Genomic DNA, 23,491 nt, shown 5'->3' on the forward strand with positions numbered 1-23,491 from the left:
TACTTCCTTTAATGCAGAAGCCGCTCCAACTTAGTTGGAGCGGCTTCTGCATTATTATCAGTTCATTTAAAGTAGCCTTAAAATGCTTCTGCAAAGGAAAAGTAGATGTACATGCCTTGGTTTGAAAAAGCCACGTCTCCGCGTACCACCATTCCTTCTTTGTTCAATTTGTACCGCAGTCCGCCGCCACCGGCTAAATGGAACTCGTTAACCGCAAAATCAGGAATTCTCTTAGATACCTGACCTGCCCCGCCAAAAACTGCCCCGCCAATTCTTCCTTTGATAGGAAAGCGGTAATCTACTTGCCCTACAATGGCATCCTCATCCCGGAACCTTCCTTCCAGGAAACCACGCATCACGTTCACCCCGCCAATAGGAGCGAGGAACTGAAAAGGCGCATCACCCACTGTAAACGTAAATAGACCTTGCACAGCTAACACCCCTGGCCCTATGCCAGACATGTACTTTCTGAGGTCCAGTTTATAACGGGTGAAATTATCCTCTCCGCCTAAATACTTCCCAAAGAAGATTGCAGTGAACTGATGATAATCTCCTTTAGAAGGGGTCCAGACATTGTTCCGGCTGTCTATCATCAGCAAAGGTCCAAACCCTGAGGCAACCGTTCCTTCACTACCAACAATGGTTCTTTGCGCTAATTGACCTTCCGGCTCTACTTCAGGGATTGTTTCTTTCTTGAACTCGTACCGGGCACCCAGGTACAGTTGCTTGAAGACTCTTTCTTCAAATTGCCCGAAGAAGTTAATGGTGCGACTGGTGTATGCTTCTTCCGCATCATCTGGTGTATTGTTCCCAATCCCGAAGAAAAAGTAGGGGTAGTCATTGTACTCCAGCTGTCCGGAAATATGTTGGCCATTGTGCTTACGCCACACATCAGCCGCCAGAGCAGTGAGAATCTGCTTTCGGGAAGTGTACACCAGGGTAGGAGAATAAAGGTCAGGCCGGTCAGTAGGCAAAGCACCCTTTGATTTCCTGACGTGCACCAGCTTGGTACCAAACCCAAACTGAGTTTCTGGGGTGTAGTACAAGACCGGGTAGATGTTCCATTTGCGGTAAGCTGGGGCAACAGAGTCTAGGGAGGAAACCTCTGTTGGTGCCTCTTCAGAAGTTTGAGCTAAAGAGGTAAACCCTATACCGGTTAATGCCAGCAGGAGTAGTGTTGTTTTCAAAGGCGTATCTTGTTAACTGTATGCGCCTCTATACGTGTTTACCACAATTAAAATATACAAATACACCAGAATTATTTAATCTATATACTTGTATTACAAAACTTAGGGCTGGTTTTTGCTTTATCTTCAGAAAACAGGCTTAAAACAATTTTACCCGTTTATCTCTTATAAGCGGTAACCTTAAGAAACTTTACATATTCATGAAAAAACATTTTTTCCTGTGGCTTCTTGTAATGGGCGTTTTAACCAGCTGTGGCTTCACAACCCCTCTTAACGCACAGTCTAAACCAGTAAGTCATGCTGCCTGGGACCAGCAACTAAAAAAGTATGTGGCTGCGAACGGAAGGGTCAACTACAAAGCCTGGAAACAGGACCGCGCTGCTCTGCAGAGTTACCTGAAATTGCTTGGTGACAATGCGCCAAATAATAAGTGGTCACGCGTAGATCAATTGGCTTACTGGATCAATGCCTACAATGCCTTCACCGTAGAACGTATTTTGATGGATTATCCGGTGAAAAGCATCAAAGACTTGGGCGGAAAAGTGACGTTTGTAAATACCGTCTGGGACCAGAAATTCATCAAAATTGGCGGCAAGATGTATGACCTGAACAACATTGAGCATAACATCCTGCGGAAGAAGTTTGAGGAGCCGCGTATCCACTTTGCCATTGTCTGCGCCTCAGAATCTTGCCCGCGGTTGAGAAACGAAGCGTATGTAGGTTCCAGGATCAACGCTCAGTTAGAGGAACAAACCGTTCAGTTTATCAATGATTCAACCAAGAACAAGATTTCAGCGAACCAGGCTGAGCTTTCAGAGATATTCAATTGGTTTGGTGGTGATTTCAAGAAAAAAGGCACTTTACTGCAGTTTATTAATAAATACAGCAGAACCAAAGTGAACCCTTCAGCCAAAATTAGTTTCATGAACTATGACTGGGCTTTGAACGGAATCTAATCTTTGACACTTTTTTACAAAATAGCTCAAATACAGCTTATTATATAACGTGGAGCCTCGCAGAAGCGAGGCTTTGCTTTTTTTTAAGTAGTTTTCGGGTATGAAGGCGGATGAATTAGTGGCAGTGACGGCCCAACACGTAGAAAAGTTATTTGCAGGCGAAGGATCTGGCCATGATTGGTGGCATATCAGAAGAGTTTGGCAAAATGCCCTTAAAATAGGCACCCTGGAGAAGGCTGATTTAACCCTGGTACAGTTAGGTGCGCTCCTGCATGATATTGCAGACTGGAAATTCCATGCCGGCGATGAGGAAGCCGGCCCCAGGGCAGCTACCGAATGGCTTCAGGCGCAACAAGCCCCCGAAGACCTGATTGAACAAGTGTGCCAGATCATCAGGGAAGTATCTTTTAAAGGAGCCGGCGTTGACACCACACCTTCTACCCTGGAAGCCAAAGTGGTACAGGATGCTGACCGGCTGGACGCCATTGGCGCCATTGGCATTGGCCGGGCATTTGCTTACGGCGGATATAAGGGAAGAGAAATGTACAGTCCAGATCATGTACCTCTGCTGCATGCTTCTTTTGAAGAATATAAGAAAAATCAGGGGCCTACGCTTAACCACTTCTATGAAAAGCTCTTCCTCTTGAAAGATCGGTTGAATACTCCGGCAGGCCAACAACTCGCCCAGGAGCGACACGCCTATATGCAGCAATTTGTACAGCAATTTCTGACCGAGTGGCACGGCGAAGAGCAGCCGCCAGCAGCTTTCCATCTTTAACCTTTATTGGGTATTTACAGCATCTTTCATGAAAAGTACACTTAAAGCTGCTTTGTTAGGAGTGGCTTTCTCAGGGGTAAGTACATTGGCAATGGCTCAGCGCGATTACCAAAGCTATGCCCAACTTACCACGCGTTTGCAAAGGCTCAGCAGCAAGTACAGCAAACTAGTCTCGCTCACTACCATCGGGAAAACCGCCACCGGCAAAGAGATCTGGATGCTGACCATGGGCCGGGACAATGCCGTGAACAAACCAGCCATAGTCATTGCCGCTGGTTTGGAGGGAACGCAATTGGCCACCACTGAACTTGCAATGCAAATGGCCGAGCAGATGTTAGAGGCCGCCGTGCTGCAGGACTCTGTGCGGGAGCTACTGCAAACCAAAACCTTTTACATCCTGCCCAACCTTAATCCAGATGCCTCAGAGCAATATCATGAGAAGCTTAGGTGGGAACGTCTGGGAAATGCGCAGCCCATTGATGATGATAGGGACGGACGCATGTTTGAAGATCCTTTTGAGGACCTGAACAAAGATGGGCTCATTACTATGATGCGCGTAAAAAACCCAACGGGTACTTACAGGCCATCTTCTGAAGACCCCAGGGTGATGGTGAAAGCGGATGTTTCTAAAGGCGAAAAAGGAGAGTACCTTCTTTTTACGGAAGGGTTGGACAACGACAAAGACGGCAAATGGAACGAAGACCCAGAAGGAGGGGTGATGTTCAACCGCAACTTCACGTTTGACTACCCTTACTTTCAGGAAGGAGCGGGTGAGCACCCCATCTCTGAACGTGAAACAAAAGCCTTCGCTGACTTCATGTACGAAGCGAAAAATGTTTTTGCCGTTTTCCTGTTTGGTCCAGCTAACACTCTAACAGAACCATTGAAGTACGATCGGGCAAAAGCCACCAAGCGCATTATCAGCGGACCACTGGAGAAAGATGCTGCGGTGAATGACCAAATCTCTAAGCTCTACAACAGCACTACCCAACTTAAAAATGCACCCAAAGTTGGCCCCTCCAGCGGAGATGTTTTGCAATGGGCGTACTTCCATTACGGACGTTTCAGCTATAGTACGCCTGGTTGGTGGACTCCTAAAATTATACCTGCCAAAGATACGACTGGTGGAAAAACACCACAGAGTCCATCAGATAATGAAGATGTAAATTTTCTTCTGTGGGCCGAAGCCAATGAGGTGATGGGCACTTTTGTAAATTGGAAAAGCTTCAAACACCCAGACTTTCCAGATCAGGAAGTGGAGATTGGCGGACTTGCTCCTTATGTGAAACAAACACCTCCCGTGAGAATGTTAGGACCTATTGCGCAGAAGCACTTCCAGTTTTTCTCTGCTTTTGCCAAATGGATGCCTTCGCTCCAGATAGTGAACGTCAGCTCTGAGAAAGTGGCAGGAGGCCTTACCCGCATTACCGCCGATGTCTACAACCAAGGCTCACTGCCAACCCACTCAGAAATAGGTGATAAATCACGGTGGGTGCAGAAAGTGAAAGTGACGCTTAAGCTAAGCGAGAACCAAAAAATAGTCTCCGGAAACAAGATACAGTTAAGTAACGCAGTAGCCGGGGGCGACAAATTCCAGGTTTCCTGGCTCGTGAATGGCAAAGGGTACGTGACTCTGGAGGCGCAGAGCCCTACAGCCGGAAAACAAATTAAAGAAGTGTACCTCCGCTAGAGATTGGCTATGAAGAAAAGAATAATAGCAATAGCCTGCCTGTCCTTTGGAATAGCAGGTTTAGCCGGAACCAAGGCCTTGGCCCAAACCCCTGAGCAGGTATTCAGGGCAGCCGGCACGCCGCATAACCCTAAAGTAACCGTCAGTTGGAACCGTTACTATGACTATGCCGGTTTAACCGAGATATGTGCCCAGTTAGCCAAAGCCTACCCGGACCTGGTGAAGTTGGAAACCATTGGTGACTCTTACCAGGGAAAGCGCATTTGGGCTTTAACCATCTCTGATTTTAAGACGGGTGACCCGCTGCGCAAGCCGGCCATGTACATTGACGGAAACATTCACTCAAATGAAATACAAGGTTCTGAATTTGCTTTGTACACCGCCTGGTACCTGGTAGAAAACTTTCAGGACAACAAGTTCATTCAGGAACTGCTGCAGCAGAAAACCTTTTACATCATCCCTACCATAAATCCAGACGCCCGGGACAATTTCATGCACTCGGCCAACACTGCCCATTCCCCAAGATCGGGTATGATTCCGTTGGACGATGACGGAGATGGGTTGGTAGATGAAGACCAGCCGGATGATTTAAACAAGGACGGGCACATCACCTTCATGCGCCGCAAGTCACCCAATGGGCGATACATTCTTGATCCGCAAAACCCCTTGCGCCTGATCCCCGCCAAGCCAGATCAGCCCGGCGAATATGAGTTACTGGGGTATGAGGGCTTGGATGCCGATGGCGACGGAAGAGTGAATGAGGACCCGCCTGGCTACTATGACCCCAACCGAGACTGGGCCTGGAACTGGCAACCAGATTACATTCAGCGCGGAGCCTACAAATATCCATTTTCAATACCTGAAAACCGGGCGGTAAAAGACTTTGTGCTGCGCCACCCCAACATTGCCGGTGCCCAAAGCTACCACAATAATGGTGGCATGATTTTGCGCGGTCCAGGGGCAGAAGAAGACCAGAATACCTATAACCAGCAAGACAATCAGGTGTATGATTTGCTGGGTAAATATGCCGAGCAGGTAATTCCAGGGTATACGTACATGGTGGTGTACAAAGACTTGTATTCAGCGTTTGGAGGAGAGTTGGACTGGTTTCATGGGGCCAGGGGCATCTTTACTTTCTCTAATGAGTTAATGTCACCCTATCTTCAATTTGATAGAAAAACAGCCACCAACCCAGAGCGTGAAGCAGAGCAGTATGACTTCAATAAGATGCTTCTGTTTAATGATGCTTTTGTTGAATGGGTGCCATTTGACCACCCTACCTATGGCAAAATTGAAATTGGCGGGTTCAAAAAGAATTTTCCCCGGGCACATCCTGGGTTTCTGCTAGAGGAAGATGCACACCGCAACATGGCGTTCACCGTGTACCAGGCGTACCAACTTCCTCGGCTAGAAATCAGGGAGGTTCAAACTAAAAAGCTGGCCAACGGCTTAACAGAAATCACAGCTACAGTGGCCAACACCAGAATCATTCCTACTCACTCCAGCCAAGATTTAAAACATAAGATTGAGCGACCAGATTACATCTCACTCAGAGACTCAACTGTAGTGGCCGGTATGGTGTTGGAGAATGCAGACTTGAACCTGGGCAAAGAGCAAAAACTAAACCCTGCCAGATTGGAAATACCTAATATTCCAGGAATGGGCTTCATTAAAGTCCGCTGGATTGTACTGGCGAACAAGCCCAATCTGGTGGTGGAAGTAGACAGTAGAAAAGGAGGCGTTTTGAGCAAACGCTTTTAGGGTGAATTCAGGAAAACACCACAAAAAGAAAGGGCAGCTGTACAGCTGCCCTTTCTTTTTGTGGTATGATAGCCTTATAGTGACTGGTAGTAAGAAACTACTTTTATCAGATCACCCTCAGAATTCATAGCCAGTTTTTGGCTGGAGATATAGGACTTAAGCTTCTCTGCGTGCTCAGGAAAAGCTTCCATTACTGATTTACGGTTCATCTTCACTCGCTGCATTTTTCCATTGGCTACTACATAGTAGAGCGTTTCATCCACAATCTCATCATAGGCTTGCCCAGAGCTATAGGGTCCCTTAAAATTGGCATCTATTTTCTTTTTGACAATTCTCTTAACTAAAGAAGTATTACCAGTAGCATCAGTATACAGAACACCAAAAAAAGCATCACGAAGATTTGCATCTAAAGATTGTGCCTCTTTAATCCTGGTAAACGATATCGGCCCTCCACCTGATAAATCTAGATTAAAAGAAATTATGGGCGAAATTCCAAATTGAATAGTATCCTTAGTTTGTGGTACTACAGCTAGAAGCAGGTTTGAGAAAACGTCATACTTCAGTTGCAGACCTGTAAATGATTCAGATTTTCCTGTATTTCCAACTTTCATAACTAATGAACCAGGCACCCATTGATCCAGATAATAGGGACTTCCTTTGACTCCCTGATAACGGTTGTCAAACATTTGTACGTTTGCGTCTCCTCTAGCAACAGCCTGTAAGTTCATCTGCCCGGCAAGGCCTTGAGGAGCAGATGTTTGAGAAAAAGCTAATGAAGATGTTAAAACTAAAGCCTTAGATAAAAAAATATGCCTCAAACTAAGATGATTCATTTTGATAGGGTGATTAAGGTAAGATAAAGCTTTCCTAATGTATGATTTTTAAAGGAATATTCAAAATGCTGAATGAGATAGGTAAGATTTACTTTATTTTGTCATGCAACCTTGTTATCAATTTTTCTATGATTCCTTCTTTGAACAAAAGTGCACTTACCTTATTTGTCTTTTTCTCGTCTGTTTTAGCTTTTTCATGCCGTCCTAGTTGCCCCATCAGTTCCTGCCAAACGCGCATGGTACACCGCCATGGGGAGGGGGAATACAGAGGCATGCCCTGGTATAAAAAACAGAACCCGCGCGTAGGAGAGAAGCTGCCTAAGCCTTCAAAAGAAATGAAGGCAGAAATGGAAGGGAAGAGTAGCCGGAAGAAGGGTAAAAATTAGCAAATCACTATCTTTTTGCGTAAATTGCAGGCTTACAAATAGTACAAATTTTAAGCTCTATTGAAGTAAAATGGCAGAAAACGAGCGGATAATTCCCATAAACATTGAAGATGAAATGCGTGGGGCGTACATTGACTACTCAATGTCCGTAATCATTTCGCGCGCCCTTCCGGATGTGCGTGATGGTTTAAAACCTGTGCACCGCCGCGTGTTGTATGGGATGTCTGAGTTAGGGGTTTCCTATAACAAAGCATATAAAAAATCAGCCAGGATTGTAGGGGAAGTTCTAGGGAAGTACCACCCACATGGTGACTCTTCTGTATACGACACCATGGTGCGGATGGCGCAGCCCTGGTCACTTCGTTACCCATTGGTTGATGGACAAGGGAACTTCGGTTCCATTGATGGTGACTCACCAGCTGCTATGCGTTACACAGAGGCCCGCCTGAAGCGGATCGCTGATGAACTGCTGGCTGACCTGGAGAAAAATACAGTTGACTTCGTTCCTAACTTTGACGACTCTCTTAAAGAGCCTAGCGTTTTCCCGGCTAAATTCCCAAATCTGCTGGTAAACGGAACTTCTGGTATTGCCGTTGGTATGGCCACCAACATGGCGCCTCACAATCTAACAGAGGTAGTGAACGGCACCATTGCCTACATTGATGACCCGGAGATTTCTATTGCTGACCTGATGAAGTACATCACTGCCCCGGATTTTCCTACTGGTGGTATCATCTTCGGGTATGATGGGGTTAAAAATGCGATGGAAACGGGTCGTGGACGCGTGATTGTTAGGGCCAAAGCGGTCATTGAGACTAATAAGAATGGCAAGGACCAGATCATCGTCACTGAAATTCCCTACATGGTGAACAAGGCGGCTATGATTGAGAAAACCGCTGCGCTCATTAATGACAAGAAAATTGAAGGTATCTCTGATTTGCGTGATGAGTCTGACCGTGAAGGTTTGCGCATTGTGTATGATCTGAAACGTGATGCCGTAGCAAACGTGGTCTTGAACAACCTGTTCAAATACACGCAGCTGCAGTCTTCCTTTGGGGTAAACAACGTGGCTCTGGTGGGCGGTCGCCCGATGACCTTGAACGTGAAGGACCTTATCAAGCACTTCGTGGAGCACCGTCATGAGGTGGTGATCCGGAGAACAGAGTATGAACTGGAAGAAGCCCGCAAGCGTGCCCACATCTTAGAAGGTTTATTAATTGCCCTTGATAACCTGGATGAAGTAATCAACCTGATTCGTGCTTCCCGCGACCCGGAAGTAGCCCGTACTGGTTTGATTGAACGTTTCCAGTTATCTGACATTCAGGCCCGCGCCATTCTGGAGATGCGTCTTCAGCGTTTAACAGGTCTTGAGCGTGACAAAATAGAAAAAGAATACAATGAGCTGAAACAGCTGATTGATTACCTGATCAGTGTGTTAGCCGATGAAGGCCTGCGCATGGAAATCATTAAGCAGGAACTGGTAGACATCAGAGAGCGCTACGGAGACGAACGTCGCACCGCTATTGAAATGGTGTCCAGCGACATTTCCCTGGAAGACATGATACCAGATGAGAACATGGTGATTACCATTTCTCATGAAGGTTACGTGAAAAGAACACCGCTTACGGAATACAGAAGCCAGAGCAGGGGCGGGGTTGGGTCAAGAGGAGCGGCTACCTCTAAACAAGACGACTTCACGGAGCATTTGTTTATTGCCAGCACCCACAACTACCTGCTAATTTTCACCGAGTCTGGTAAAGTTTTCTGGCTGAAAGTGTACGAAGTACCGGAAGGCGGAAAAACTACCAAAGGTCGTGCTATCCAGAACCTCATTAACATTGAAAAAGAAGATAAGGTACGGGCGGTAATCAACGTATCGGGCCTTAAGAACCCTGACTACGTGCTGAACAACTACTTAGTGTTCTGTACCGAGCAAGGAACTATCAAGAAAACTCCTCTGGAGGCGTATTCAAGACCAAGACAAGCTGGTATTCAAGCCATCACCATCAACGAAGGTGACCGCTTACTTGATGTACAGCTAACCAACGGTGCTAATGACATCATCATTGCCCTGCGTTCTGGCCGTGCTGTTCGTTTCCCTGAGGAAAAAGTACGTACCATGGGTCGTACTGCTGCTGGGGTACGCGGAATTACGCTGGCCGGGGAAGATGATAAAGTAGTTGGTATGGTTTGTGTACAAAACCCAGAAACCAATTTGATGGTCGTTTCTGAAAAAGGCTTCGGAAAACGTTCTTCTCTGGAGGAGTACCGGATTACAAACAGGGGCGGAAAAGGAGTGAAGACCCTGAACGTAACCGAGAAAACTGGGCACCTAGTAGCCATCATGGGGGTGATTGACTCTGATGATCTCATGATCATCAACAGATCAGGTATCACTATCAGGTTACGAGTGGCCGATTTAAGAATTATAGGAAGGGTGTCTCAGGGTGTGAGATTGATCAGACTGAACGAAGGAGATGAAATTTCATCAGTTGCCAAAATTGAAGTAGAAGACAAAGCAGAAGTCACGCTGAGTGAGGCTGATTTGCCTGCCTCTGAAGTGCCGCTAGATGAAGCATTGAATCCTGAGGACATGATTGATCCGATCACCGAAGATGATCTGGACGAGGAGGAAGAAGAACTGGATGATGATGTGATTGATCCTGATACATCTTCAGACCTTTTAGATTCGGATACCATAAGTGAGAACTAAGCCTTTAAAAATTTAGTTATTAGATTGCACATTACAAACAACCATAAACTAACCTAGAGAAAGCAATGAGAAAGTTTCTTTTAACAGCAGCAGCGGCAGTTTCCATGCAAGTGGCTTTTGCTCAGACTTCTGCCATCACCAATGCCATTATGTACCAGCAAAAAGGTACTTTGGACAAGGCAAAAGAAGAAATTGATAAAGCCGTAGTACACGAGAAAACTGCCAACAATGCGAAAGCCTGGTACTATAAAGGTGTAATCTACCAAGATCTGTCCGCTCACCCTATTTATGGTAAAGTGATGGATCCGGCTGAAGCGTCTAAACAAGCGTATGAAGCTTTTTCTAAAGTTCCAGCTTTGGAAACCAAGAAAAAAGAGTTCACTGATGAGGCGAACAAGCGCAAAGAGGTATTGGTAAACAACATGTATGCGTATGCCTTGAACGCTGGTGTGGAGCACTACAACAACAAAAAGTTTGCTGATGCTCAGAAAGCGTACTTACAGGCTATCACTTACCGTCCTGAAGACACTACCGCTTATATCTACGCAGCCTATGCTGCTGCCGGAGCGGAAGACTATGCGTCTGCTAAACAATTGTACTCACAATTGGTAGATAAAAATTTAGCTTCCCCAGCAGTATATGGTCAATTACTTTACATTGCTAACAACGTAGAGAAAAACGACAAAGAGGCTTTAGCTGTTCTTGAAAAAGCACGTGCTAAATACCCTAATGACAAGAACTTTATGTTGCAGGAATTAGACCTGTACCTGAAGTCTGGTCGTGAGAAGGAAAGCATTGAGAAATTAGACGCTGCTATCAAAGCAGATCCAAACAATGCCAACTTGCTTACTGTTCGCGGTAACATCATGGAGCGGGTTAACAAGCCAGAAGAGGCCTTGGCTTCTTACAAAAAAGCGGCTGAAATTGATCCTAATAACTTTGATGCTCAGTACAACCTTGGGGTATTCTACTTCAACAAAGGTGCTAACCTGAACAACAAAGCAAACAAGATGAGCTTAGCCGAATACCAGAAAAGCGGTAAGGCTGTTCAGGCCGAAGCCAAAAAGTACTTCGCACAGGCGATGCCTTACTTTGAAGGTGCTTTGAAAGTTCAGCCTAAAGACCGTACCACTGTTCAGTCACTCTTGAAAGTGTATACTGCTTTAGATAAAACTGCTGATGCAAAACGTATGGATGCTTTGCTTCAAACGCTATAATCTAATACTAATCACTAAAAGGGGCTCATATAGCCCCTTTTTTTATGCCTAATTTTCTTAAAACAGCCTGAAATTAAGGACTTCTGTAACCCTTGTATCAGATTATGCAGTAGTTTTAAAGCACTAAACCAAAACGCTATGCCAACAGAAAAGAGAATTGCGATTATAGCCCATGACGGAAAAAAAGCTGAAATGGTGGCCTTTGTGAAAGACCATTCTGCACTCTTCCAAAACACGAAACTTGTTGCTACCGGAACCACTGGACAATATGTAGAGCAAACTGGCCTAAAGGTGAAGAGGCTTTTATCTGGACCAAAAGGTGGTGATGCGCAAATAGCAAGTTTGGTGGCCGAGGGTAAAATTTTAGCTGTTCTTTTTTTCAGAGACCCCCTTGGCAAACATCCGCATGAACCAGATGTGCAGATGCTTATGCGTCTTTGTGACTTGCATAATGTACCCTTGGCTACTAACCCATCTGCGGCCAGATTAATGGTAAAAGGGCTGGAAGCGGAAGTGGCAAATAACAAAGTTACTAAGTAACCACAACGTTTTCAGGTGATAACCTAACTCTTCTAAACCAATACTAAGGGTACAGATAAATCGTTTAGGAGATATGAAGAAGCATATAATGCCTTTAATGGGGTTACTATTTTTATTGCTGGTTTCAGCGTGTTCCCCGGTTCGGGTTCTAAATACAGAAGCAGCCCAAGGGTTCAATCTTAACCAGTATAAGACCTTCGGTTTTATGGATGCAGATTCCATAAGCCAGGATATTCCAGCAGAGCACATTGCCTTTCTGCAGCGGGAAGTAGCAAACCAATTACAGAAAAGAGGTTTAACGTTGGCAAACTCTAATGCAGACCTTTTAGTGAACTTGGGTGTAGTGGTTCAGGAGAAAACCCAAACCCGTCAAACGGACATCAGGTCTGATCCACCCAATTACGTTGGACAAAGAAGGTATACCTGGCGCACCAGGGAGGTAGAAGTTGGAAAGTACAAAGAAGGTACTATCTCAGTCCATTTGGTAGATCGGGCACAAAACGCCTTGGTGTGGAGCAGTGAAGCCGAAGCAGTTGTTCCTAAGAAGAATGAGAAGGTACAGGAGCGTATTGCAGAAGGAGTAGAGAAGCTTTTCAGTTCTATTCCAGCCAGCAATACCATGACTAACTAGCACTGCTAAGTCAAGCACCAGAAAAAGTTGATTGTAACAGCTCCTACTTAAAAGAAAAGCCCTTCAGAGCATGAAAGGCTTTTCTTTTAAGTAGGAGCTTTTTTCTTGAAAGCTTGGTTCAAGTGCTGTTTTGCTAAAAGTCACTTAAAACCACTATCATTTAGGATTAACCTTTCTCAGTTCGTCTATAAACTCATCTAGTGTGTCTTTGCTGTAGCCTATTCTTCGGGCGTATTCCAGACATAGGTTGTATTCGGCTTTGTCTACTGTCCCGTCTTGCAAAACCATCATGACCAAACTTTGCAGCTCCATAGTTTTCTGAAGTCCTTCTTCTGGTATGATAAAAGAAAGTAAGGAAAGATTTTCAGCGATTGGAGTGGTGTCTTCCTCCGTCAGGTTAAGCCTTCGGCCAATATCAACTAAAAAGTCACTTTCCTTTTGATCTAAATAATTATCAGCAATAGCCACTAAAATTAAGTTCTGGAAAAAGGCAAGCTTCTTCTGTTTCGTATTTAGTAGTTCATCAAAGGATGTCTGTGTAGCCATAGTTACTTCATTTAATTATTTTATAACCTACCGTAAACTGAGCTTTAAAGTTGTGCTAGAATGATTCTAACTGAAAATGGGAGGGTAGGTGTCCAGTAAAAAATAATCAAGTCTGGTCCAGATTGTCCCAGAGGCTAGACTTAGTGTAAAGGCATATCCTTGTTGGTGTGCTTCATTTTTAAAAATACGCTTTGTTTTATACTCTGTCGTTAAGTAATGTAACCACCATAACTAGTCTTGTTGAATGTTACCCAACCTTTCAATAAGAACATTATGAAAAATCGATTGATCAGCTTGCAACATTTGTTGGAAACTAACTAATGATTTAGGTAAAGAAAAGCTTAAACCCTGCATCTAAATAAGAAAGTAGGTGCTACAAGTAAGTTATTAAATAAACTTAGCGCTTATATTTGATAGTAGTGAAAATGAAGATATTAATAAAGAGTACTTTTATCGGTTTTTTATTTAAATAAAATTTAACTTTTTTATTTTGGTTAATAATAAAAGTTTTGTTTACTTAAGTAAGTAGAATAGATTGAGGACGCAGTATATGAATACAAGCAAATCCTAGTGTAAAACTTTCTCTTTGTATCAAAAAAAGAAAGTTAAAAAAGGAAAAAGGGTAAATAGAGATTTGACTAGAAACTTAATATTATATTTTTTAGGCTACTATATTCATACTTTATTATTGGTAAACCTTATGTTATTAACAAGAAAGATTACAAATTTTTTTTAATCTGTTTGATAACCTGCTGTAACAGCTGAAACTTGTTGGTAGTGTGTCTTTTGTGGCTGCGTTTGTGATTGTTTCTGCTTTAACTTCTCCTCGTAATATGATTTCATACATGGGTTAACTTTTGCTACATTATCATGTAGTACATGAAAAGTTAATACATAGAAATTCATCGTTTCTTACTTCTTTACGGCACTTATATACCACACGTATTCTTGTCAGCCTATCTGTAGAAAGGTATTCTATCAAAATTTTTATTCTCTCACCTAATAAATCCAAACGTAGCTAAAGTAATTACTTCTATTTGCTTCGTTTATGGGATTTTACAATTCTATGTATTTCTAATAACTCTTTAGAAATCCTGTGGGGCATTCCCTTTTCTTAAGGTTTTTTCTTGCCCGTTCTGATACATCAATTCTATAGTAAGCTTTTTTTATTAAAGAAGGTATTGTATGAAAAATTTATCTACAAACAAATTTGTAGGTGGTTGGTCCTACCTCATATTTTTTACATTCTACATAGTACTTTCTCCAACCCTTAGTGTGAAAGCATTGGCACAAACCACTGAGGAAAAACCTAAAACAGAAAAGAAACTGAAAGCCAAGCTTCCACCGGAAGATCTATCAGGCGCCATGCTTGCTAATGCACAGTTTAACTTCTCAACCAGCGGCTTAAAGAATATAACGATTGATAACCCTACCTCCTTACAATTTGGTCCAGATGGAAGGCTCTATGTTTCTCAGCAATACGGGCTCATTCATGCGCTGACAATTGTAAGAAATGGTGCGAACAACTATTCCGTTACTGCACAAGAAACTATCAATCTGATCAACCTCATACCAAACCATGACGATAATGGGGCTCTAGCTCCCGGATGGTTAACTACACGGCAGATTACCAGTATTTTGGTGACTGGTACCGCTGCAAACCCAATCTTATATGTAACCTCCAGTGACAGTAGAATAGGAGGGCCAGGTGGAGACCAAAACCTCGATACAAATTCCGGCATTGTTTCCAAACTTACTAAAAGCGGAGGTATTTGGACAAAAATTGACCTGGTTAGAGGATTACCCCGCTCTGAGGAAAACCACTCTACCAATGGCATGCAGTTAGATGAGGCGAAGAACATTCTTTACCTGGCCCTTGGGGGTAATACAAATGCCGGTTCACCTTCTGTCAACTTCGCTTATCTGACAGAATTTGCTTTAAGTGCGGCTATTCTGTCAATAGATCTGAATGCCATCAATGCCATGACCACAAAGGTAACCGGTAACAACGCTTATAAATATGACTTGCCTACCTTAGACGACCCTACCCGAACAAATGAAAACGGAGTTGATGTGGGAGATCCATTTGGCGGTAATGACGGTCTAAACCAAGCCAAACTAGTTCCTGGGGGGCCAGTTCAGATTTATTCTCCTGGCTTTAGGAATTCATTTGACATAGTTATCACCAAAACACCCGGGAAAGCAGGCCGGATGTATACTATAGACAACGGAGCTAACCAAGGGTGGGGTGGATACCCAGATAAAGAAGGTCCTAACGGTACAGCGACAAACAATTACCTGTCTAACGAACCAGGGTCAACTAGCCCCGGAGTGAATGACCCAGTGGTGAATAACAAGGATAACCTGCATTACATAGGGAATACTGCCACTTATGTACCGGGCAGCCACTATGGAGGGCACCCCAATCCTATTCGTGCTAATCCGGCAGGTGCTGGTATTTACACCCACAACGGCTCTTCCGGTGTTTGGCGCACCAGTACCTCAGGATCTAATCCCTTGCCCGTTGATTGGCCTCCTGTTCCATTAAATAAAGTAAATCCTATAGAAGGAGATTTCCAGATGCCTGGTACCACCGACCAAGCCTTGCTCACTTTTGATCATTCTACAAACGGAATAGCTGAATATACCGCCTCCAATTTCAACAGCGGACTGAAAGGTTCCTTGTTGGCGGCAAGCTTCTCAGGTGATATCTTCAGAATCACTCCAACAGAAGACGGCACAAATGTCACCAATAGCAAAACTACCACAGAGAAGGTGAACACAGATTTACCCTTTGCCTCTGGCTTCGGTTCTCAACCTTTGGATGTCACCACTCAGGGAGACAATGATATATTCCCGGGCACGGTTTGGGCCACCACCTACGGAACAGATGCTATCACCGTCTTTGAGCCACAGGAGTTAACGCAGTGTACCGGAGGGTACACCGCTTCTGACGAGGACACAGATGGCTATACTAATATGGATGAGATAGACAATGCGACCAATCCGTGTTCTTCTTCCAGTATGCCTCCAGATCAGGATGGTGATAAGAAATCTGATCTGAATGACCCAGATGATGATAATGATGGATTGTATGACAACGTGGATTACTTCCCTTTAGATGCTACTAATGGGGTGAATACCACTTTGCCTATCAATTATGAGTTGTTTAACAATGACCCTGGAACTGGTTTTTTTGGGATAGGTTTTACTGGTCTTATGAGCAACGGCCAGGTCAACAATGATTACTACAACCTGTATTTTGATGAGAACCTCATAGCAGGGGGGGCGGTAGGTGCTTTCTCAGTGGTAGAGGTATCCACGGGCGATGCCTTAGGAACCTTGAATAATCAAGAGAATGCCTTTCAGTTTGGGTTTAAAGCAAACGCATCTGCCTATACAGTGCACGGTAGAACCCTAGGCTCTTTCTTTAATGGGAAAACACCATCTGGTTTTCAATCACAAGGTATATTCATCGGGAAAGGTGATCAGGACAATTACTTGAAAATTGTTTTGAACGCAAATGGCGGCTTAGGTGGGATAGAAGTAGTTTATGAAAATGAAGGTGTTGTAAAGAGTGTCCAATACCCATTGACAGGAGGACTACCAACCTCTTCTCTTGATTTCTATCTTTCTGTGAACCCAGTTACGGGTGTAGTACAACCTAAGTATGCGAAAGATGGGGGAGCAATCACCTTACTAGGCTCACCTATCCAGTTAAGTGGCTCTTTGTTAACGACCATACAAGGAGCAAACTCAGTAGCTGCCGGAATAATTTCCACCTCAAGAGGGGGTACTCCTTTCACCGCTACCTGGGATTTCATTAAAATCAATTATGATAACCAACCACCTGTTCAGCAGGCGTTGTACCGTTTAAATGCAGGTGGTGGAGCGCTGAATACCTCATTAGGAACCTTTTCGGCAGACCAATATTACTCTGGTGGTGGCACCTATACGTCTGGAAGTGCTATTGCGAACACCTCTGATGACGCACTATACCAAACCGAACGTTATGGGTGGGGACAGACGCTTTCGTACGCCATACCGCTAACCAGCGGCCAGTACAAGGTGGTGCTGCACTTCGCTGAGGTTTTCTTCCAAAGCGCAGGTCAACGGGTTTTTGACGTCTTCATTGAAGGAGGTAAGGTGCTCGACAACTATGACATAACCAAAAAGGTAGGGGCACAAGCAGCTGTCACGGAGACTTTCACCGTGTCCGTCACTGACGGTACGCTAAGCCTCTATATGAGTGCGCTGGCAGCTGATGGAGGAGTAGACAACCCTAAGATTTCAGGGATAGAAGTATTCTCCGGAGGAACCACCCCTCCAGACTCGCCACCAGTGGCCAACGCGGGACCGGACCAGACGATCACCCTCCCGGTGAGCAGCGTGACGTTGAGCGGCTCGGGCACGAGCTCCTCCGGCCCGATCACGGCCTTCGAGTGGGCGCAGGTGAGCGGCCCCAACACGGCCGCCTTCAGCAGCAAAACGGTGGCCTCGCCCACGGTGAGTGGGCTTATTGCCGGGGACTACGTCTTCAGCCTGAAGGTGACCTCCTCGGGCGGGGTGAGCCCGGCTGACCAGGTGGCCGTCAAGGTCAACCCGCAGCCTACCACGCAGCAGGCGGTGTACCGCATTAACGCTGGTAGTGGGGCGCTGAGCACCTCCATAGGAGCATTTTCAGCTGACCAGTATTTCTCTGGTGGAGCTACCCACGCTACAGGAGACCCGATATCGAACACCACAGATGACGCACTCTATCAGAGCGAGCGATGGGCATCTGGATCACTTTCCTATGCTATGCCGGTAGCAAGTGGTCAGTACAAAGTAGTGTTACATTTTGCAGAAATTTACTTCCAAAGCGCAGGTCAACGGGTTTTTGACGTCTTCATTGAAGGAGTTAAGGTGCTCGACAACTACGACATTACTGGTAAAGTAGGTTCTCGTGCAGCTATTACTGAAACCTTTAACGTGTCAGTAACGGATGGCACACTGAACGTGCTGCTAAGCTCAGTTGCGGCAGAGGGTGGGGTAGAGAACCCCAAAATCTCAGGTATAGAAGTATTCTCCGGAGGGACCACCCCTCCAGACTCGCCACCGGTGGCCAACGCGGGACCGGACCAGACGATCACGCTCCCGGTGAGCAACGTGACGTTGAGCGGCTCGGGCACGAGCTCCTCCGGCCCGATCACGGCCTTCGAGTGGGCGCAGGTGAGCGGCCCAAACACGGCCGCCTTCAGCAGCAAAACGGTGGCCTCGCCCACGGTGAGTGGGCTTATTGCCGGGGACTACGTCTTCAGCCTGAAGGTGACCTCCTCGGGCGGGGTGAGCCCGGCTGACCAGGTGGCCGTCAAGGTCAACCCGCAGCCTACCACGCAGCAGGCGGTGTACCGCATTAACGCTGGTGGTGGGGCGCTGAGCACCTCCATAGGAGCTTTTTCAGCTGACCAGTTTTTCTCTGGTGTTACGTACACCTATTTCGGTAACAAAACCATTACGGGTACACCTGATTCTCCTTTATACCAGACCGAGCGGTCCGGGGACAAGACCCTTACTTATGCAATGCCGATAGCCAGTGGGCAATACCGGGTGGTGCTGCACTTTGCTGAGCTTCTTTACAACAAATCGGGTAAACGTATCTTTGACGTGTTCTTGGAGGGTAATAAAGTTTTAGACAACTACGACATCGCTAAAAAAGTGGGATGGCGAGCGGCTGTTACTGAGACATTTACTGTTAATGTAACAGATGGTACGCTTGACCTCCGGATGAGCTCGCTGCCGGCCGATGGTGGTATAGACAACCCCAAAATATCAGCTATAGAAGTGTACAAAGTTGTAAGTGGCACTTCATCAGCCTTGATGATTGAACCAGTAGCAGGACACCAGGAGCAACCAAAGGTTATAAACGTTAATGTTTATCCGAATCCATTTGACGATGCAGTTCATGTGAAGGTGACCACTGATGTTCCTCAGCAGTTCAAGATCAAAGTATTTGATATAATAGGAAGACAGCTTTTCCAACGTGAAATTGAATTGCAATCAGCTGGTTCTCAAAGTATCAACCTTGATTTTGGAGAGAATAAGATACCAAGAAGAGGCATCAATTTTGTTGAAGTTGAATCTAATGATAAGTCCTTTAGAAAGGTGATCAAGCTGGTCAGGAACTGGTAAGCTAGAACTTTAAGACACAGATTCTTATCTGTACTTAGTTTACCAAAATCCACGCTGAAACATTCTTGAGAACTGAAGTAAGTTGAAACATGGCTTTATAGCTAGCAAAAGAATATATCTTTCTAGCTGTAAAGCCATGTTTCTATATTTATGATTTTTGTATACAGTTTACTTGGGTATTGCTATTAAAATTAAGTGAAAACAGGATTTACTTAACTAATCATAAATGATGTTGATGTTTTCAAGGAAGAGCTCATGTGGGGAGTGTACCAGAATTCCTTACCAGCTTAATGTATCAATAATCTTACTTAACATAATATAAATTATAAGACTTTTGTATAGGATAAGTTTGGGTGAGCTTATAGCTTATTATATGTTAAATAGTATAAAGGAAAAGCCTTGTTCAGGCTGATCCTTACAATTCTATTTATTTGTAGAGCGTAAAAATTCCATTGTAGAACGGTGTCCAGAAGCAAGCTTTTTGGCCACAGGCTTTTAACCCTTCATTTGCCCAGGTATTACAGGTATAGAATAAATTGTAGCTTCCTTTCGCTTCATAGAAAGCATCATCCTTTCCATAGTTCGCATCAGTTTTGATGTTGATGGTATTCCCACTTTCATCCAGATCAAAACGGCTTTGGATAAACCTCACCAATCTTCCATACTGCTCACGGCTAATGTCTATTCTATGGCAAGCTTCATTCTCCGGCATAGTTTTGTAGAAAGTAGCATGTATGGCCGAGGCACCTAATCCAGTCATTGCTTTAAAAGCCACCTTCGCCTTCAGGTCTGCCCAAGTTGGAGTTTCCAAGTAAAAACCTTTGTCACCCCACCCAAATGCTATATAATTCGCATTAGTGCCCTTAGATTGGGTATGTTCAAACTTAACATAATGTCGCCAATTATAGACATCGTTCTTCACGGGTACTACCAAATCGGTATGTACCCCATTCGTTAAGATATAAATGGAGATTTCTTTTTTTGAGGTTGGTTCTGGGTCCACACTCATCCTGGACAGGACAAATGCCACCAGGAAATAGAGCAGAACCAATGCTAGGAATGCAAGAACAAAGTATCCAGTGGTAATTAAGGCAGACTTCAAGTTAAACAGTTTTTCAATTTAATTAACTAGTAAGATAGGCGTTTTGGTTTGAAGAACAAGAAAGCCAATATGGACAAAAGACCGACTACCTAGGAAAAACAGTAGGCCTCTTAACATACTTTACTCCTTCGTTCTGGCCCCGTTTTCTTAAAAGGTCAGTAAAACAGCCGCAGGAAAAAGCAGAAGTATTTGCTGGCTTACCTTACCAGGCGCATTTGATTCCTTAATTTAGCAGCTTCATTTGGTTTAGTATTCTCAAGCAGATTAGTTAGTACATGAAATTTGATACCGCCTCGCTCACAAACCTTTCCATACATCATGTGGGCAATAAAGGACTTGAACAAAAACTCACGCTCTCAGAAAACACGTTTGATTTTGGTGACGGACTCACCGAAAAGTTAGAAAAGTTCTTCCTGGGTAAGTTTGACAAAGCGCATGAGCGGTTCAGGTTCAGTCATCCTTCTTCGCTAAAGTTTAATGAAGTGTACAGCTATGCCGAAAACATTTTTGCGGACAAGGAAGCTTTCCATGAGAATACCAGAAACATTGCACGGCACTTGTTTGAGAGCACAACTCATCCTAAAATCAAACCCGGAGAATTGTACGTGGCTCATTTCATCAACTGCGAGATTGAAGAACGCGTGGTGGAAGCCGTCGGGATTTTCAAGACTGAGGTTAAAAGCGGGTATTTTGATGTAAGTCGTAAGAACCGTGACTTTACCATGTCTTACCTGGAAGGTATTGACAGCAACAAGTTTGACAAAGGCTGCATCATCTTCAATACCAAATCAGAGGAAGGTTTCCTGGTGGCTATTATGGATAATCAAAACCGTGGCGAGGAAGCAAAGTACTGGAGCGAAAATTTTTTGGGCTTAACTCAGATCAGCAATGAATTCCATCAGACAAACCACCTGCTTAACCTTACCAAGGAGTTCATCTCTGAGCGCATGTCAGAAGAGTTTGAGGTGGAGAAAACAGACCAGATTGTACTGTTGAACAGGTCAGTGGAGTATTTTAACAAACATGAGACCTTTGACAAAGAGGAGTTTGAAACTGAGGTCTTCGGGCAGACTGATTTGATTGAATCCTTCCGGAACTATGACACCGAATACCGGCAGAACTATGACATTGAACTAGAAGACAGCTTTGATATTTCACCTCAAGCGGTTAAGAAACAAGCCCGGGTTTTCAAAAGCGTGCTCAAACTGGACAAAAACTTCCACGTGTACATTCATGGAAACAAAGACATGATTGAGAAAGGCGTCGATGAAGACGGACGAAAGTACTATAAGCTTTACTTCGAAGACGAAGAATAAACTACTTTCATCAGGTTTAACTAAAATAGGCTTCAAACAGGCAGCATAGCTGGTTTATGTCCTTATAGGAAAACACTAGCTACTTTCTTTACGTCTTATTCTTTTTACGAAGAGTTAAAGCCTTACCTCTTCTTTCTTTTGCCCCATAGCCCTTGTATAATGAATCTCTTCGTTTTCGCAGAACTGAACAAACAACAGCAAACGTATCTTCAATCTCAGCTTCCGCAGGATATCAAACCTTATTTTTATAGCGGCAACCAGACACAGGAAACAAAGGAAGCTTTTAATACTGCAGACCTTCTTTTCGGGAACCCTCCCTACTCCTGGTTCACCAATTCTGAGTTAAACCTTAAATTTTGGCAACTAGAATCTACTGGTTTTGACCAGTTTCAGCAAGTCAAAGTAGCAGCTTTGGTAGTTAATATGGGTAATTTCTTTGCTGATGCCTGCGCTGAAACAATGGTAAGCGGCGTGTTGGCTTTTTACCGGGGCCTTCCTACCCTGTTTAAGCTACAACAAAAGAAGGTTTGGCAAGGCAAAGAAGTAAGAACCAAACTGGAACTGCTGAGCCAGAAGCAAGCTATTGTTCTGGGCGCCGGTACCATTGGGAAAGCAGTGAAAAGAATGCTGGAAGGCTTTGGAACGAAGGTAAAATTAACTGCTCGTAATAATCCAGCGGCGCAGATTCTATCTAAAGAAGAACTCTTCCAGCACCTGCCAGTAACAGACTTGGTCATAAATACTCTCCCGGGAAGCTTGGACAAGTACGTTTCTGAGGAGTTTTTGCAAAAGATGAAGAAAGGAAGTGTATACGCCAATGTAGGACGGGGCAATACCACTGATGAGGCTGCTCTCTTAAATGCGCTCACCTCTGGTCATCTGGCCGGAGCCGTGTTAGATGTAACTGAACAAGAACCTCTTCCTGAAAACAGTCCCCTGTGGCAGCTGGATAATGTTATTCTCACGCAACACACAGGCGGCGGGCAAGCCTTGGAAATAGAAGGGAAAATAGATCGCTTCATCCAGAACCTTCACTTTTTTTTAGGAGGTAAAGAGATATCAGACCAGGTGAATCTGAATCAAGGATATTAATCTGAAATTAAGTAAATCACCAAATCCTTTTTAGTGCCTTACATCAATAAAGCAAAAGCGCCAGCTTCCTTTTGGAAGCTGGCGCTTTTGCTTTATTGATGAACTTCTAGCTCAGTCGCTGCGGAAGGGTATTTTCTACAAGAGCTGTTTGCTGGTATTCAGCACTGTCGTACTCTTCATCATTACGCTCAATCAAGGTACTGGCTACAGCTAAAGCAATAGCGATGACCAGTGCTGGCCAAAATCCTTTTACTTCAAAGTTCCGGATCAGTTTATCTACCAATTTGATGATAATGGCTGTTACAATAAGCTTCACCACAAATTGTAGGAAGAACAACGTGACCAGGTTCAACGGGAACCGGAGCAGCAAGCCAATGGTAGCATTAAGAATACCAATCAGGAAGGCCACCCAAAGCGCGGTCCAGAAACTTTTGATATGTACCTGAGGCATCAGGTAGGCCAACAGCATCAAGACCCCGGCGCTCACTAGTAGGTTAATTAAAAAATCCATAGTTTTTTAGTTTTAGTAGAACTGTTCAGTTTTGCTTTACAGATTAAATTGCATCTGTTGT

17 protein-coding genes are annotated in these 23,491 nt (G+C 44.4%); 12 read left to right on the forward strand and 5 right to left on the reverse strand.

Annotated features, from left to right (window positions below):
• Nucleotides 1–77 precede the first annotated feature (77 nt).
• Nucleotides 78–1,187 carry a BamA/TamA family outer membrane protein gene (locus DC20_RS18470; RefSeq protein ID WP_062545182.1) on the reverse strand — a complete coding sequence of 370 codons (1,110 nt, stop codon included), beginning with the start codon at nucleotides 1,185–1,187 and terminating at the stop codon, nucleotides 78–80.
• A gap of 200 nt (nucleotides 1,188–1,387) precedes the next feature.
• Here DC20_RS18470 and DC20_RS18475 point away from each other — a divergent pair, with 200 nt between their 5' ends.
• The 4 genes from DC20_RS18475 (at nucleotide 1,388) to DC20_RS18490 (ending at nucleotide 6,372) form a co-directional block, all read left to right on the forward strand.
• Nucleotides 1,388–2,143, forward strand: coding sequence for a DUF547 domain-containing protein (locus tag DC20_RS18475; protein WP_062545183.1), 756 nt, complete (start codon nucleotides 1,388–1,390; stop codon nucleotides 2,141–2,143).
• 100 nt (nucleotides 2,144–2,243) lie between these two features.
• Nucleotides 2,244–2,921, forward strand: a complete 678-nt coding sequence (locus tag DC20_RS18480) for an HD domain-containing protein (protein ID WP_062545184.1) — start codon at nucleotides 2,244–2,246, stop codon at nucleotides 2,919–2,921.
• Nucleotides 2,922–2,949: 28 nt separating this feature from the next.
• Nucleotides 2,950–4,611 (forward strand): M14 family metallopeptidase, encoded by a 1,662-nt coding sequence (locus DC20_RS18485; RefSeq protein ID WP_062545185.1) that lies wholly within the window; start codon nucleotides 2,950–2,952, stop codon nucleotides 4,609–4,611.
• 9 nt (nucleotides 4,612–4,620) lie between these two features.
• Nucleotides 4,621–6,372, forward strand: a complete 1,752-nt coding sequence (locus tag DC20_RS18490) for a M14 family metallopeptidase (RefSeq protein WP_062545186.1) — start codon at nucleotides 4,621–4,623, stop codon at nucleotides 6,370–6,372.
• Between the two features lie 74 nt (nucleotides 6,373–6,446).
• Here the strand turns inward: DC20_RS18490 and DC20_RS18495 are convergent, their stop codons facing one another.
• Nucleotides 6,447–7,205, reverse strand: a complete 759-nt coding sequence (locus DC20_RS18495; protein WP_157593242.1) for a hypothetical protein — start codon at nucleotides 7,203–7,205, stop codon at nucleotides 6,447–6,449.
• A gap of 41 nt (nucleotides 7,206–7,246) precedes the next feature.
• Between DC20_RS18495 and DC20_RS18500 the strand changes: the two genes are divergently transcribed.
• The 5 genes from DC20_RS18500 to DC20_RS18520 all read left to right on the forward strand — a co-directional run bounded on the left by DC20_RS18500 (nucleotide 7,247) and on the right by DC20_RS18520 (nucleotide 12,692).
• Nucleotides 7,247–7,591, forward strand: a complete 345-nt coding sequence (locus tag DC20_RS18500; RefSeq protein ID WP_062545188.1) for a hypothetical protein — start codon at nucleotides 7,247–7,249, stop codon at nucleotides 7,589–7,591.
• A 70-nt stretch (nucleotides 7,592–7,661) separates the two neighbouring features.
• A complete protein-coding gene (gyrA, locus tag DC20_RS18505; RefSeq protein ID WP_083470381.1) occupies nucleotides 7,662–10,304 on the forward strand; it encodes a DNA gyrase subunit A in 2,643 nt (880 codons plus the stop codon).
• Between the two features lie 65 nt (nucleotides 10,305–10,369).
• Nucleotides 10,370–11,521 (forward strand): tetratricopeptide repeat protein, encoded by a 1,152-nt coding sequence (locus tag DC20_RS18510; protein ID WP_062545189.1) that lies wholly within the window; start codon nucleotides 10,370–10,372, stop codon nucleotides 11,519–11,521.
• 138 nt (nucleotides 11,522–11,659) lie between these two features.
• A complete protein-coding gene (locus DC20_RS18515) occupies nucleotides 11,660–12,061 on the forward strand; it encodes a methylglyoxal synthase (RefSeq protein WP_062545190.1) in 402 nt (133 codons plus the stop codon).
• Between the two features lie 73 nt (nucleotides 12,062–12,134).
• Entirely contained in the window at nucleotides 12,135–12,692 is a 558-nt protein-coding gene (locus DC20_RS18520) for a DUF4136 domain-containing protein (protein WP_071885503.1), read from the forward strand.
• Between the two features lie 156 nt (nucleotides 12,693–12,848).
• On the opposite strand, the gene DC20_RS18525 is transcribed toward DC20_RS18520, so the two are convergent.
• Nucleotides 12,849–13,238, reverse strand: coding sequence for a hypothetical protein (locus DC20_RS18525; protein ID WP_062545192.1), 390 nt, complete (start codon nucleotides 13,236–13,238; stop codon nucleotides 12,849–12,851).
• Between the two features lie 1,185 nt (nucleotides 13,239–14,423).
• Between DC20_RS18525 and DC20_RS18530 the strand changes: the two genes are divergently transcribed.
• Nucleotides 14,424–19,409 carry a malectin domain-containing carbohydrate-binding protein gene (locus tag DC20_RS18530; RefSeq protein WP_062545193.1) on the forward strand — a complete coding sequence of 1,662 codons (4,986 nt, stop codon included), beginning with the start codon at nucleotides 14,424–14,426 and terminating at the stop codon, nucleotides 19,407–19,409.
• Between the two features lie 427 nt (nucleotides 19,410–19,836).
• Here DC20_RS18530 and DC20_RS18535 read toward each other — a convergent pair whose 3' ends face one another.
• Nucleotides 19,837–20,511, reverse strand: a complete 675-nt coding sequence (locus tag DC20_RS18535; RefSeq protein ID WP_157593244.1) for a TIGR02117 family protein — start codon at nucleotides 20,509–20,511, stop codon at nucleotides 19,837–19,839.
• Nucleotides 20,512–20,786: 275 nt separating this feature from the next.
• On the opposite strand from DC20_RS18535, the gene DC20_RS18540 reads away from it, so the two are divergent.
• Together DC20_RS18540 and DC20_RS18545 are read left to right on the forward strand one after the other, a co-directional pair.
• On the forward strand, nucleotides 20,787–21,827 hold the full coding sequence (locus DC20_RS18540; RefSeq protein ID WP_062545195.1) for a nucleoid-associated protein: 1,041 nt from the start codon (nucleotides 20,787–20,789) through the stop codon (nucleotides 21,825–21,827).
• Between the two features lie 159 nt (nucleotides 21,828–21,986).
• Nucleotides 21,987–22,919 (forward strand): D-2-hydroxyacid dehydrogenase, encoded by a 933-nt coding sequence (locus DC20_RS18545; RefSeq protein ID WP_062545196.1) that lies wholly within the window; start codon nucleotides 21,987–21,989, stop codon nucleotides 22,917–22,919.
• A 106-nt stretch (nucleotides 22,920–23,025) separates the two neighbouring features.
• Here DC20_RS18545 and DC20_RS18550 read toward each other — a convergent pair whose 3' ends face one another.
• A complete protein-coding gene (locus tag DC20_RS18550) occupies nucleotides 23,026–23,430 on the reverse strand; it encodes a phage holin family protein (protein ID WP_071885504.1) in 405 nt (134 codons plus the stop codon).
• Nucleotides 23,431–23,491 lie beyond the last annotated feature (61 nt).

The organism is Rufibacter tibetensis (genome assembly GCF_001310085.1).
Lineage (GTDB): Bacteria > Bacteroidota > Bacteroidia > Cytophagales > Hymenobacteraceae > Nibribacter > Nibribacter tibetensis.

Bases quoted from the DNA above. Each gene is read 5' to 3' on its own strand.
- DC20_RS18475 (WP_062545183.1), top strand. From the start codon at position 1,388: ATGAAAAAACATTTTTTCCTGTGGCTTCTTGTAATGGGCGTTTTAACC.
- DC20_RS18480 (WP_062545184.1), top strand. From the start codon at position 2,244: ATGAAGGCGGATGAATTAGTGGCAGTGACGGCCCAACACGTAGAAAAG.
- DC20_RS18485 (WP_062545185.1), top strand. From the start codon at position 2,950: ATGAAAAGTACACTTAAAGCTGCTTTGTTAGGAGTGGCTTTCTCAGGG.
- DC20_RS18490 (WP_062545186.1), top strand. From the start codon at position 4,621: ATGAAGAAAAGAATAATAGCAATAGCCTGCCTGTCCTTTGGAATAGCA.
- DC20_RS18495 (WP_157593242.1), bottom strand. From the start codon at position 7,205: ATGAATCATCTTAGTTTGAGGCATATTTTTTTATCTAAGGCTTTAGTT.
- DC20_RS18500 (WP_062545188.1), top strand. From the start codon at position 7,247: ATGATTTTTAAAGGAATATTCAAAATGCTGAATGAGATAGGTAAGATT.
- gyrA (WP_083470381.1), top strand. From the start codon at position 7,662: ATGGCAGAAAACGAGCGGATAATTCCCATAAACATTGAAGATGAAATG.
- DC20_RS18510 (WP_062545189.1), top strand. From the start codon at position 10,370: ATGAGAAAGTTTCTTTTAACAGCAGCAGCGGCAGTTTCCATGCAAGTG.
- DC20_RS18515 (WP_062545190.1), top strand. From the start codon at position 11,660: ATGCCAACAGAAAAGAGAATTGCGATTATAGCCCATGACGGAAAAAAA.
- DC20_RS18520 (WP_071885503.1), top strand. From the start codon at position 12,135: ATGAAGAAGCATATAATGCCTTTAATGGGGTTACTATTTTTATTGCTG.
- DC20_RS18525 (WP_062545192.1), bottom strand. From the start codon at position 13,238: ATGGCTACACAGACATCCTTTGATGAACTACTAAATACGAAACAGAAG.
- DC20_RS18530 (WP_062545193.1), top strand. From the start codon at position 14,424: ATGAAAAATTTATCTACAAACAAATTTGTAGGTGGTTGGTCCTACCTC.
- DC20_RS18540 (WP_062545195.1), top strand. From the start codon at position 20,787: ATGAAATTTGATACCGCCTCGCTCACAAACCTTTCCATACATCATGTG.
- DC20_RS18545 (WP_062545196.1), top strand. From the start codon at position 21,987: ATGAATCTCTTCGTTTTCGCAGAACTGAACAAACAACAGCAAACGTAT.
- DC20_RS18550 (WP_071885504.1), bottom strand. From the start codon at position 23,430: ATGGATTTTTTAATTAACCTACTAGTGAGCGCCGGGGTCTTGATGCTG.